At 34.5% G+C, this 12430-nt stretch carries 13 protein-coding genes and 1 pseudogene; 12 read left to right on the top strand and 2 right to left on the bottom strand.

Annotation, left to right across the window (positions count from 1 at the left end; translation table 11 throughout):
- From ORH16_RS17825 to ORH16_RS17835, 3 genes and pseudogenes are all read left to right on the top strand, one after another.
- Nucleotides 1-241: winged helix-turn-helix domain-containing protein (locus ORH16_RS17825; RefSeq protein WP_265460248.1), on the top strand; the 241-nt coding region annotated here is incomplete at its 5' end.
- Between the two features lie 95 nt (nt 242-336).
- Nucleotides 337-501 (top strand): annotated as a pseudogene (locus ORH16_RS17830) (ATP-binding cassette domain-containing protein); the annotation flags it as partial.
- Between the two features lie 149 nt (nt 502-650).
- Nucleotides 651-833, top strand: coding sequence for a transposase (locus ORH16_RS17835; protein ID WP_265460249.1), 183 nt, complete (start codon nt 651-653; stop codon nt 831-833).
- An 842-nt stretch (nt 834-1675) separates the two neighbouring features.
- Here the strand turns inward: ORH16_RS17835 and ORH16_RS17840 are convergent.
- The gene (locus ORH16_RS17840) at nt 1676-2233 is read right to left on the bottom strand and encodes a recombinase family protein (protein WP_265460250.1); all 558 of its coding nucleotides are present in this window, start codon (nt 2231-2233) and stop codon (nt 1676-1678) included.
- A 275-nt stretch (nt 2234-2508) separates the two neighbouring features.
- Nucleotides 2509-2862, bottom strand: coding sequence for a hypothetical protein (locus ORH16_RS17845; protein WP_265460252.1), 354 nt, complete (start codon nt 2860-2862; stop codon nt 2509-2511).
- Between the two features lie 223 nt (nt 2863-3085).
- Between ORH16_RS17845 and ORH16_RS17850 the strand changes: the two genes are divergently transcribed.
- The 9 genes from ORH16_RS17850 (at nt 3086) to ORH16_RS17885 (ending at nt 11723) form a co-directional block, all read left to right on the top strand.
- Complete coding sequence (locus ORH16_RS17850; RefSeq protein WP_265460253.1) at nt 3086-4522, top strand: helix-turn-helix domain-containing protein; 1437 nt, start codon at nt 3086-3088, stop codon at nt 4520-4522.
- Nucleotides 4523-5210: 688 nt separating this feature from the next.
- Complete coding sequence (locus tag ORH16_RS17855; RefSeq protein WP_265460255.1) at nt 5211-6206, top strand: immunoglobulin-like domain-containing protein; 996 nt, start codon at nt 5211-5213, stop codon at nt 6204-6206.
- Between the two features lie 304 nt (nt 6207-6510).
- The gene (locus tag ORH16_RS17860) at nt 6511-6990 is read left to right on the top strand and encodes a hypothetical protein (protein WP_265460256.1); all 480 of its coding nucleotides are present in this window, start codon (nt 6511-6513) and stop codon (nt 6988-6990) included.
- A 139-nt stretch (nt 6991-7129) separates the two neighbouring features.
- Complete coding sequence (locus ORH16_RS19000) at nt 7130-7216, top strand: putative holin-like toxin (RefSeq protein WP_416207881.1); 87 nt, start codon at nt 7130-7132, stop codon at nt 7214-7216.
- 1290 nt (nt 7217-8506) lie between these two features.
- A complete protein-coding gene (locus tag ORH16_RS17865; protein WP_265460257.1) occupies nt 8507-8833 on the top strand; it encodes a DUF961 family protein in 327 nt (108 codons plus the stop codon).
- A complete protein-coding gene (locus ORH16_RS17870) occupies nt 8826-9239 on the top strand; it encodes a DUF961 family protein (protein WP_265460258.1) in 414 nt (137 codons plus the stop codon). Before ORH16_RS17865 ends, ORH16_RS17870 begins: the two co-directional genes overlap by 8 nt.
- A gap of 27 nt (nt 9240-9266) precedes the next feature.
- Nucleotides 9267-9590, top strand: a complete 324-nt coding sequence (locus ORH16_RS17875) for a nucleotidyltransferase family protein (RefSeq protein ID WP_265460260.1) — start codon at nt 9267-9269, stop codon at nt 9588-9590.
- A 10-nt stretch (nt 9591-9600) separates the two neighbouring features.
- A complete protein-coding gene (locus ORH16_RS17880; RefSeq protein ID WP_265460261.1) occupies nt 9601-9927 on the top strand; it encodes a DUF86 domain-containing protein in 327 nt (108 codons plus the stop codon).
- Between the two features lie 344 nt (nt 9928-10271).
- Entirely contained in the window at nt 10272-11723 is a 1452-nt protein-coding gene (locus ORH16_RS17885) for an FtsK/SpoIIIE domain-containing protein (RefSeq protein ID WP_265460263.1), read from the top strand.
- The last annotated feature ends 707 nt before the right edge of the window (nt 11724-12430 follow it).

Raw genomic sequence — 12430 nt, forward strand, 5'->3', positions numbered from 1 at the left:
AAGAAAATTGTTTGAAATATTATCCAATGAAAAGGGAGGATTTCTCACGCGAAAAGAAGTTGCCCAACGAATGTGGAATGGTCAACCGACAAGTTCACACTTGGCGCAACTTTCTCAAATTGTTAGTAGGATTCGCCTGAAATTTGCTCGATATGGATTTACAGAACAAAGTATCGAAACACACTGGAAAAAAGGCTATAGAGTTTCAGACGAAATAGACCCATTTAACAATATAAATTGAAAAGAGAACCTGTTTTGGGATTTTATCCCAAAGTAGGGCTCTTTTTATTTAGTTTATATAAATTTTACAATCTCATATAGATTACCCGCGGAGAAATTAATAAAGGTAAAACATTTTCTTTAGTGGGTGAATCAGGGTCAGGTAAAACAACTATAGGACGTGCTGTTGTGGGTTTGGACAGTGTGATCCATGGGGATATAATATTTGATAATAAAAAGATTAACCAAAAATTGTCCAAAGAATACATGGAAAGTAAAATTGGTGTTAGTATCAAATCTTAGACAGCTTTTCGTAGAGACAAGAATAAATTAAACTTATCTACGAGAGGATCAATTTTTATGACCCGATATGAAGAAAATTTTAAACAGATGATTGTTGAACTGAATCAAACTGGACGTTCTGTTCGAGGTTGGCGAAAGAATATGGCTTATCTGAAGCAACGATTTACAAATGGAAGAATTTATATTTACCTGATCAGTCCACAGGACTGACTGGAAAAGAAGTGGCTGAACTGAGAAAAGAAAATGCTCGTTTGAAAGAGGAACTTGAAACCTTAAAAAAAGCCGCAGCCATGTTCTCACGGAAAACCTAAATTCGCTTGTTCAATTTATTGAAAACTGGTGTAAGGATTACACTGTTTCTTTGTTGTGTCGGTTATTAGAAATCCCTAGAAGTGTCTATTATTTTTATAAGAACAAACCATTTACAGTTACAGAAATCAGAAATAATAATGTAAAGGGCCACAATAAAATGTAGGAAAAAGGGCATTGAAAATATAGATTTTTGGCCATTAATAATTGTCTATTTAATCCAAATTTCATTATAGAATCTGGTCTAACTTGACTAGGAACCTTCTAAAGGTGTGATGTACGCCTTTAAAAAGCCTGAGCGGAAAGGATGCGGATCAGCCAAAGGCTATCACACCTTAGTTCCAAGTAAAGTTATACCTAATATAGTGTTATTAAACGTACTTACATCTAATCTGCTTTTCATTGGCCTAAAACCTACATCTTTTTTTGGCCTTTTACACTTAGGATTGAGTGGGGCCGAAATTTTAGATTCAATTTAAGGCTTACACGCTCACATACCATAGCAAAAAAAATGATTGTTTCTTAAATTTGGAGGATTGGTTGAGTTCTTGAGATTCATCTGATAAAATGCTATAATTAGTTTGCAAATGAAAATCAAGTGTAACACTAAACCCCTAGAGAAGTCGGATTCTCTAGGGGTTTCTTTGTGGGCTACTGTCTCCTTAAGGCAGTTTTACTTCTTGTTTTTGGTATTTAGCCAATACTCAAATAGTCCAACAAGAAGGGGGCAAATGAAAAATTCAATCAAGTGTAACACCTCCTTCCAGTCGCAAGACTGTCGGATAGGCAACGCTTTATTATATCTTAATCAATCATGCTTCTCTATAGTAAATAATCGAGCTAACTAGATTTGAAGCTTTTTCGCTTTCTCCCGATATAAAGTGGCCACGCTGATGCCGGTTTTTTTAGAAACTTCTTTGGTCGTGTGCTTTTTCAATAATTCCATTGCTAACTCTAACTGGTCTTTGCTGAATTTTTTTGGTCGGCCTTCTCTGAAATTTGGATTTAGCTTGGCAAGAGCTTTTCCTTCCTGTGTTCGCTCCACGATCATATCTCGTTCAAATTCTGCAAATGCCAGCATTTGAGTAAGTATTAATCGACCAGTTGGTGTATTTTCGATGATACCCATATTTAATATGTGAACCTTAACACCATTTTTGAAAAGTTCTTGAACGGTATTCAATCCCTGAATTGTTGACCTGGCAAATCTATCTAATTTGGTAACGATTAACGTATCGCCTTCATGGATATTTTCTAATAACTGCTGAAATTCTTTTCGTTCAATTTTTGTTCCTGTATATTTTTCAGTATAAATTTTGTCGCAGCCCTGGTTGGTCAATGCAATAATTTGTGTTTCTAAATCTTGGCCCCAGGTACTTACACGAGCATAACCATAAATCATGAAAATCTGCCTACTTTCTACTCCATTTATGAGAGTAAGATATGATAGTTAAGTAACCCTTATTCTACCACAGTAAAAAAAAGCTATCAATACTTCTAAGTTTTGATAGCTTTTTTGCATAACCATTTAATATACTTAGGATAATCGACATTATGTGAATTTAGCGGTTAAATAACTTAAAAAAACTTAACGGAATAAGATAGCAAAAAGGTAACATATCATCTACGTCTATTACCTGCTTGATTCATTTAGAAGAGTTTTTATTATTCTTTAGTTTACTCGAAGATAGACGACAATGGTAAAACTACACCCTCAAAAAGTGTAGCCACAGCTAACGCCTGCTTATATTCTTCAAAATGATAAGCATTTTGTTCTACTGATGACAAGATGCAACCTAACGGATTTTCTTTTGTAGCACTGAATCGTTCAAAATAAGAAGACGATGTGAGAATCCCTTTGACGACCCACAATCTTTCTTTTACATCATTATTATTATGCAAAGCAGGCATAATAATTTTCATGGCATGTTCATAACCTCTAATAAATTCTTCCGCTGTTGGAGTAACTTCATTTTTTTTTTCCTTCATCCGCTCATATTCTAGTATTAATGTTGTATAAGTTGTATCCATAGTAAGACCTCATTTCATTAATTTGTTATAATACAATTGAAGAATTTTTACAAAAAGAAAACTCTTCTAAATAAATCGTGATGTTCTAAAATTATATTTAAATCCTAGCATTACGCTATCATCCAATAAAGTATATATGATAGAAATTTTAGAAATTTATCCACACAATGCCATTTTAAGAAAGCGCTATCAGTTTATTTGATAGAGAAAAGAGGTTTTTTAAATGAAAATAATTTTAAGCAACAGTATGACACGTCGCGTATTATTATTCACCTGTCTAGCTAACACTTTCAGAACTATACCGATTTCCTACCTTGCTGAAAAATTTCATACTTCTAAACAAACTATCATTTCTGACTTGGACTATTTACAATCTAACTGGCCTCATATCATTCGCTTAGAAGTCCTATCTGGGGAAGGGATTCGCTTGATTGAAGAAGACTCTTCCAGCATCCTTGAGGTGTACCAAGATATTCTGAAAGACTCTCAAGAATACCAATTACTTGAGGGAATGTTTTTAGAACCAGAACACACGGGTCGCTACTGGGAAACGAAATTATTTCTCAGCACATCTACATTATATCGAATTACAAGGCGAATTACGTCTGCATTACGAGAACAAGACATTTTTTTAACAACCAAGCCATATCAACTTAACTCTACAAACGAAGTCGCTCTCCGGTATTTTTTTAGGACTTATTTTTATGAGTGCTATGGATCAGGAGAATGGCCATTTGACTTTGATAAAGATGAAATTATACACTTATTAAGACAAGTGAGTGCAGATTTTGAGTTAAATTTGAATGAGGTACAGCTAACAAAGTATTCATATCTTATTGCTGTAAGTCTAATCAGAATCTCTCAAGGGTACTATAGCAAAAAAAAACAAGTGACAAATTTAAATTCGTTGCCTTTTTTAGCTTATATGACACCTATTCATACTCTCACACAAAACTATCAGTTTGATGACCAAAAACTATGGATTGAGGATTTTTTGAGCATGCTGTTTTGGTGGAAGGAACCATGGAAAGATGAAAAGCAAGCCACTTTGGTACGGCAAGCAGGAATGGAGTTTATTCAGCGTTTAAGTGATGATGTGACTATTTCTATAGATAATTCCAGCAATAAAAAAATCCAACAAAGCTTTGTCGAGTCGTGGTTAAAAGCACAACTGTATCCTTATCCTCGGTATATTCTATATAACAGATATACTTTTTTGATTCGACCCCTAAAGTTACGGTATAACCATTTCTACCAAAGGATGGAAGAGACGTTTTCGAATACCTTAATTCAGTATGAATTAGATTGGTTGGACACAACGAAAGAAGAATTTTACTTTTACGTCTTTATGCTTTGGAAGAACTTAATAAATGAATTGGAAAGCAGATCTCACTATATGTCATTTGGAATTTTAACTGACTTGGGGTATGAGCACGGAGAATTTCTCTGTTCTGTCCTTCGTCACTATTTACCGGTGACAGCGAAGTTTACAAATATGGGAAGTGAATACTTGTTATTACCAAAGTCCACACCTATTCCACCATTTGATATTTACATTTCTAACTATGTATTACCTAATACACCTTTAGAGAAACAATATATAATTGCTGACATTCCTACAGAAAAAAATATTCATGATTTACAGAAGATAGTTACCTAAGTTAGTTGAGAAAATGTGTAAGTAGGTAATTAAATTTTCTGATTTACAAGTTCACACTACACTTTATGTAAATTAAAAGCGAGCTCTCTCTGAGCTTGTTTTTTTTTCTAAAGAATCACAATAAAATGTAAGTGTAAAAGGCGAAAAAAAGATGTAGGTTTTGGGCCAATGAAAAGCAGATTAGATGTAGGTACGTTTAATAACACTATATTAGGTATAACTTTACTTGGAACTAAGGTGTGATAGCCTTTGGCTGAGCCGCATACTTTCCGCTTAGGCTTTTTAAAGGCGTACATCACACCTTTAGAAGGTCCCTAGTCAAGTTATACCGGATTCTATAATAAAATTTGGATTAAATAGACAATTATTAATGGGCGAAAACCTACATTTTCAATGCCCTTTTTCCTACATTTTTTCGTGGCCCTTTACATGGAAGAAAGGATAGGCATAAACATGAGCTAAAAAAAAGACTTAGAAAGAGTCCTGTCCCTCGTAGATTTGTTTTTCGATGCATTCAATTTTTAACTTTGCTTCTAAAAATTGAACAAGTCTTGGTGTGATTCGCTTTGTTCAAATAGTATGTTGAACAAATAATATGTGAACTACTACTTTGGTTTTCATCCGACTTATACTTCGTACATAAGTTTTAGATGACTTAATACTCAAGAAAATCGGGGGAGAACAAGGTATGATAAATCGCTACAAACAATTGATGGTATTAGGAATGGTAGTAGTTACAGGTGTATTTATTTCAGGCGGGTGCTTAGCTTATGCATCTTTAGAACCAACGAAAACAGTAGAAGCGACGACCACATTGTCTAATGAAGAACCTACCATTATATCTGAAAATGTACCAACTTCAGACGAAACTTATTCAGATAATGTTGCCCCTGTTTTTGCCTCCTCTGATGTAACAATAAATCAAGGAGCCGGTATTGACGTATTAGATGGAGTAACTGCAACTGATAATGTGGATGGCGATCTTACCAGTCAGATTCAGAGCAGTGGAACAGTCGATACTTCGATTCCTGGAACCTATACAGTTGATTTGTCTGTAACCGATACAGCTGGGAATATTAGTACAGCTACCAAGACGATTACTGTGAATGAGCTATCAACAGTGGCTTCGAATGAAGTAGCCACTCAGTCGGATACTGGAACGGATGATTCAACTACTTCTGTAACAACAGACTACAATGTAGATGCTTCGACAAGTGACACAAGTGCTACTAGTACAGAAACTGTTGTTAATCAAAGTTCTAGTACTAGTTATGCGGCAATGACCATGTACCTTAATGGAATAGCTATATCTTACCAAAATGGTGGAGAGGGTAGTGGTCAAAGTATAATCGATAGTAACTCAAGTATTGTTTCAACGTGGGGTGGAGCAACTACACAATCCGGTTCAGACGGACTAAACACCCACTTTATTGGGCATAATACAGGTGCGTTCTCCAGTTTATCGAATTTAGGCTCTGGTAGTCAAATTGTTGTGACAGATGCAAACGGCACCCCTACGACATATACAGTATCTTCAATATTCCAAGTAGATGATTCAGGATATGGCATATCTGATGGAGTGGATTATTGGGATACAATAACAGGCACAGGTGGGGGCGAAAGGATTACTCTTCAAACATGTATCACAGATTCAACAAATCTTATTGTAGTTGCGTATGCGTAATGATTGATTTAACTCAACAAATTTTTAAGTTAGAATTTCTACATGATATTTGGAAAGAATCTATCTAAGTTCTATCTTAAAAAGCCACTCCCTGTGCAAACAAGCAGAAGGAGTGACTTTTTGATGTAGCCGTTTCGGAAACCATCATTTTGTGAGATGGAACCTTTTTATAATGTAGGTTATGTAAACTAGCTGTTTTTTTGAATTAAATAACAAAATGGGGTTTGGAGAATGGAAATTGGTAAGTTAATGATTTTTTTGAAATTAAAACTATTTATGATTCGGTTTCAAATATATGTTGAGGGTGACAGAAGCATATCTTAGAAAAAAGGATTATCGAATAAAAGAATTGATTGATTTTGATTTTGTATCGAAATTTTATGAGGATGCGTTAGATAGACCTAAAAATGAATATTTAAATTTTTTCTTTAGGAAAAAAACTTTTAATAATTTAAAAGAGGTAGAGCTGGATAAATTTCTTTATAATTATTATGCTTTTAAACAAAACATTGATAGCTCTAAGCAGTATTTCTCAATGAATATTACTGTTTTTATTGCTGTTTTTTTATCTGCACTATTGAATTTTGTATTGAATTATTTAAATGAAAATCTTTCAGCCACAAATGGGAAGACAATAGTTTTTGCTTTATTAGTTGTACTTATTGGTGGGTCAATAATGTCGATAATTATATGGTGGTTGCAAATTTACAAACCGAATCAGCTTTTTACTGCTTATAATTATGTAGCAAGTTTATTGATTGAACAGGGGATTTTAGAAGAATAAGATGTAAATATAATTGCAATTTTTGTTAAAAAAATATGGTATACTTGCGAAGTAGAAAAGTGAAAAGATGGTGGCTAATCTCTTGAAAAAGGGGTGAATGCCTATGGTTCATAGCTTTATCCCTAGAAGGGAGTAGCGTGTGACGACATTTGAAGCCTTACAACTGATGATCGCTTTTGCGACGTTGGTTTTGCTGATAGTTGATCATAAAAAGCCAAAAAAATAACCATCTTCTAACTTTGGCGAGTTAAGATGGTTATAAAACTATTAAAAACGAAGCCACCGTCTTTTTAACGGTTCTACTTCAGGGGGGTTGTAAGCGCAACTTCCCTTTATTTATGTTTAGTATAGCATTTTTTAGGAGAAATTGGAAATTTTACTTGAGTAATAGGTTCTGTTGATATTTGAATAAAAAATAGCCATCTAACCACTTTGACCGAGTTTTAGATGGCAAAAAATATTTAAAATGAAGTCACCGTCTTTTTAACGGTTCTATAGGGGAAGTTGTTGATGCAACCTCCTTTTTTTGTATAGCTAGTATATCATTTATTGAAAAAAAGGGAAGTATTGGTGGTTTTAAGTGAGGTATAAAAATATTTAAGTGATTTAAATTTAATAAATACGAACAAACGTTCGGTTTTTTATTAAAAAAAAATAACCCTTATGCTATGCTTTTTTTGAGAAGTAATTTTGAAAAATTGCTCTCAATATTTTAAATAGTGTTTTTCAAGTTGCATTTACTCAAAAAATAGTTTATTCTTTGGGTGAGTTGGTTTTTGTCTAGGTGAATATCTGGGCAGAAGTCCAGTTGTTCGTTGAAAAACAAAAAACCGAAAGGCTATTTCTTATCAGGGACGGGAATCCCTAAGCGATAAGAAGGTCGCATTCAAGTCTTGCCAGACAATGCGCATTCACCTTTCGGCGTTGCTCGAAAGCAACAGTTAGATTATACCAAAAAAAGAACGTTAGTTCTATGCTATTTTTTTATTTTTAACAGGAAAAGATTGCAGAAGAATGGAATGTTTTAGCTGGGAATTTACTGTTTCTTAGGTGACGTTGAAAGCGGAGGATTTGCGTATAATGCGCTTATCCTCCGCTTTTTTTGTTGACAAAAATCAACTCCAATTATGCAATTATCATTGATCTTTGACAACTGTATACACGAAACAAAAAATCCAATTTTAGCTTATTTGTTTTGTGCATACTTCATTTTGCTAGACGAATCTAACAAAATACAACATGAGAAATTGTATTCTATCATGATTTGGCTAATTTTTGAAGTAGTTGGTTGCAGAAACCATTTATAAAATCTGTAATCGTTGACACGTTGATGATACTACATGGAGTTTGTGAGTTCCGTAAGGATAAGCAAAAGTATTTGACTGACAAAGTGTCTGTAAGTCCATTAAGAGCAGTATTTGCCATGAGTTTTATTGGGATTTGTAGCGAGGGTTGCAAGGACGAATGGATTGAAAAAATCTAATTTTAAAAATTTTAAATGAAAAGGGGAATACAAGTGGAATTTTGTAAAATAAATCCAGCAGCAACGTTTGGTACGTTGTCTTATGTTGGAAAAAAAGAAGAAGTGACGGAGTATGATCAGACTGCACGAAGAAATAAAGTTGTGGGTGTTGCTGTTGCTTTGTTAAGCTCAAAACAGCGGGAAACCTTAGAAGTTGTGATTCCACCTCGATTAAATTTATCTACGTTTAAGTACGGTGAAGTGGTTCATGTGGAAGATGTTCGGTGTGAACCAGTGAGTGAAGCAGCTGGTGACGGTGCCGTCAAAGGTTGGTCAATTTTTGCTACAAAATTAGAAAAGGGGGCAGCGGTAAATGGCTAAAATTAACGAATTGAATGCAGGTTTGGAGTTAGAAATTGTGGATTCTTTTGGAGAATTAACGTTTCTTCGTATGAAAAATCCTAACCGTGTGCAGGATGAAGAAACAGGAGAGTGGACGGACACCGATTATCGGTATGTGGTTCAAAGCTCTAAGCAGTTGAGTGAAGAAACAATTACTATTCCAGTTTCGATTCCTTTAGTTGAGTTAGATTTTGGGGATAAAGTAGAATTAAAAGCCCCACATATCGAATTATTTGCATTTAGAAATGGCCGTTACACCAATAATTATATTAAAATTACAGCTGAAGGAATTAAAAAAGTAACGGATGTTAAAGCTACGGGTAATGGTAATGCTGGCAAAGCGAATAATGACGGTAAAGATAAGGCGGCAGCTGAAGGTAAATAATCCATTAGAGCATAAGGAGTGAACAAAATGATTTATTCAAAACAGGAGATTTTAGATCGATGCTTACCAATATTTGAGAAGTATGAGGTGGCTACGGTGTATTTGTTTGGTTCTTATGCTCGTGGAGAAGCCACGTCCGAAAGTGATATTGATTTTTTAATTGATTCTCAGGGTTCAAAAATAAAGAATATTTTTGATACTGGTGATTTTCGTGAAGAATTGGAAAAAGTATTAAATAAATCTGTTGATGTAGTTAAAACTGGTATTTTTCAAGACAAGCAGATATTAGAATTTCGTTCTCATTTTTTAGAAAATTTAGGAAAAGAGAGGGTGTTACTCTATCAGAAATAAGGATCGTGTCGTGCTAAGAAGTATTTTAAATTATTGTAATGAAATTGATCGTGATTTAAACAAAGCTCATCAAGTATCGAAAGAATCAGAAATGACTGGTACGATTAAAAATTCGGTTGCGATGTGTTTATTGGCAATTGGTGAAGAGATTCGGAATGGATTATCTGAACAACTAAAAGAAAAATATTCTAATATTAACTGGTATAGGTATGTGCGGATTCGGAATGATCTGGCTCATGCCTATTTTAATTTCCAAGAAGAAGATGTATTGCAAGTTGCAGGGGAGATTCGGCAGTTAAATGATTATTGTCAGTTCATTTTGTCCAATTTGAGGTGATTATAAATGGATCAGGAAAAGAAATATTTAGTTCTTTATGATTCGGGATAGAGGAAATATTTAGGATAACAATTAAAAGATGGGGAACCACCAGTTTTGGTAACTCGTATTGAAGATGCTTGGCAGTTTCCTTTATCTAAGGCTGATGAAGCATGATATTTTGCTTATAAAGCTGCTTGGTGTGATATGGGAAAATTTTTTGTTCATGGGGTATAAGAGTTTTTTTATTTTATGATGGACTGATAAAGTGAGGAAAAGCGGGTATTCGCTTTTAATTGCTTTTGAAGTGATGGACGGTCTGCTTGTCGAGGTAAGCAGTCGGTATAACCGAAGTGGAGGTGTTTATGAGTAAACTGTTTGTATATCGTGGTATTCGCATACGAAAATTTCATTTGCATATCTATGGTTTTTATCAGTTTATCTGGTTTATCCCGTTTCTAGTCGGTGCTGGATGCTACGGATATTTTGTGCTTTATCCTTATTTTCAATTAAATAGTCAAAGTGATTGGCTTGCTACATTATTTCAGGTGTTACCTTTACTTGGGATTTTGGTAGGAGGTTTTTTTGTTGTTTATTTTTTGAGCCGCTTGTCATACAGTAGGAACGGTTTTTTTAGTCGGGTTCGAGAACGTCGGAATTTAGCGAATATGATTGTTGAAAATTGTTTCTTTACATTAAAAAAGAGAAAAGGTAATTCAACTAGTGGCCGCCCAGCTGCTAAGGACAAAATGAAATTTCCACGGATTTATTATCGAAATAAAAAGAATTTGATCTCCATATTTCTTCCTATGGATGGTAATAAAAATCAGGAAAAATATATGAAGATGGGTACTTTTTTAGAAGATATGTTTTTGGCCGATAATATGGGTATTTTGAATCACAAAGGGTTTGTGGAATATCGTTTGCTATCGAATGTGGAAGCGTCTCGATTAAAAGTTACCGATATGAAAGCGACAAAAGAGAGTGTTCTTTTGATGCGTGGAGTATCTTGGAAATTTAATTCTGATCCTCATTTGTTAATTGGTGGTGGTACTGGTGGTGGTAAGACGTTTACCATGATGTCTATAATTTTAGCTTTGCTGCCTGTAGCCGAAGTGGAGATTTGCGATCCTAAAGATGCAGATTTATCTACATTAAGTCGATTACCTGTTTTTGAAGGTAAAGTATTTACTGGTTTAGGTATTTTAGGCTGCTTGCGACGGGGCGTGGATGATATGGTGAAGCGTTACAAGATCATGAAGGAATCACCTAAGTTTAAGATGGGGAAAAATTATAGTTATTATGATATTCCTCCAAAGTTTATCGTGATTGATGAATGGGCTGCTTTTATGACGGAATTAGAAACGATGGAAAATGGCTATAAGTTGCTACAAGAAGCGAATGGCTATATGACCCAGCTGATTTTAAAAGCTAGGCAAGCTGGCATATTTATCATTTTAGCTATGCAGCGGCCAGACGGTCAATACATTCAAACAGCGTTACGAGATAATTTTATGTTTCGGATGTCTGTTGGGAAGCTGTCAGATGTCGGTTACGATATGATTTTTGGTGATGTGAATAAGGATAAGCATTTTAAAACCAAAGATGTTAAAGGTCATGGGTATTTAGGCAAAGGGGGAACGTTGGCACAAGAATTTTATTCGGCTTTTGTTCCGAAAGATTTTGATTTTGCTGAAGCCTATTCGTCTTATGAATCGCAAGTGTCACTCGATTTAGCAGAAATTGAATTGAGTGTGAGCGAAAAGAAAGATTTATTAAAAGAAATGGAAAAAAATAGACTTGCTACAAATGAGTAGAAAGTCCGTGACGTAATGTAATTGCATAGAAGTTTTTCTATGAAGTAAATAGTAAGGGATATCTATGAAGAAATTGTTTGCATTACGTATGTTTTTAATTAAGGTTGATTTTTTGGCTAGTGTTCAATCCACGATAATAGGTAGGGAAGGATATTTAAGAATCCTATGCAGAGTACAGTAGCAGCTAAAGCTGATAGAACAAATTCTAAAAAGAACCATAAATATTTTTTCATATCTTTTCTCCATTTTAATCTTAATTAGAAAGATAAAGTTAATTTGGAGTTAAGTCAATGGCTGTGTCAATTTCGTTAGTTACGAGAATAGGACAGAAAAAATGAATTGACCAACTCAAAAAAATGATAGATTAATTCTTTTCTTTTTTATTTTTGTAGCTCCCAAAAGTTGCGTAGGCGGGAATTAGTAAAACGGCAAAGAATAGACCAATCCATTTCAAAACTTTAAGTATATTTTTCAAAGAATTCACCTCCGTATGCTTCAAAAAGATTTTAGCAAGAATAGCAAGAAAAATAATCAGTCTTTGGTCTAGTATATGTTTAATTGAATCGTTTAACTCAGGCATCGTATTGATTGATAACTAGCCGTTCCTTGTGGCTTTGGGTGTGCCTAGCCGTATGGTGTTGCTTTTTTGGTGAAGGCAGACCTCCTAGGGCGGTCTGCCTGTCCGCCAGCGGCGGGACAGGTTTACT

This window comes from Enterococcus sp. HY326 (genome assembly GCF_026157065.1).
Classification (GTDB): domain Bacteria; phylum Bacillota; class Bacilli; order Lactobacillales; family Enterococcaceae; genus HY326.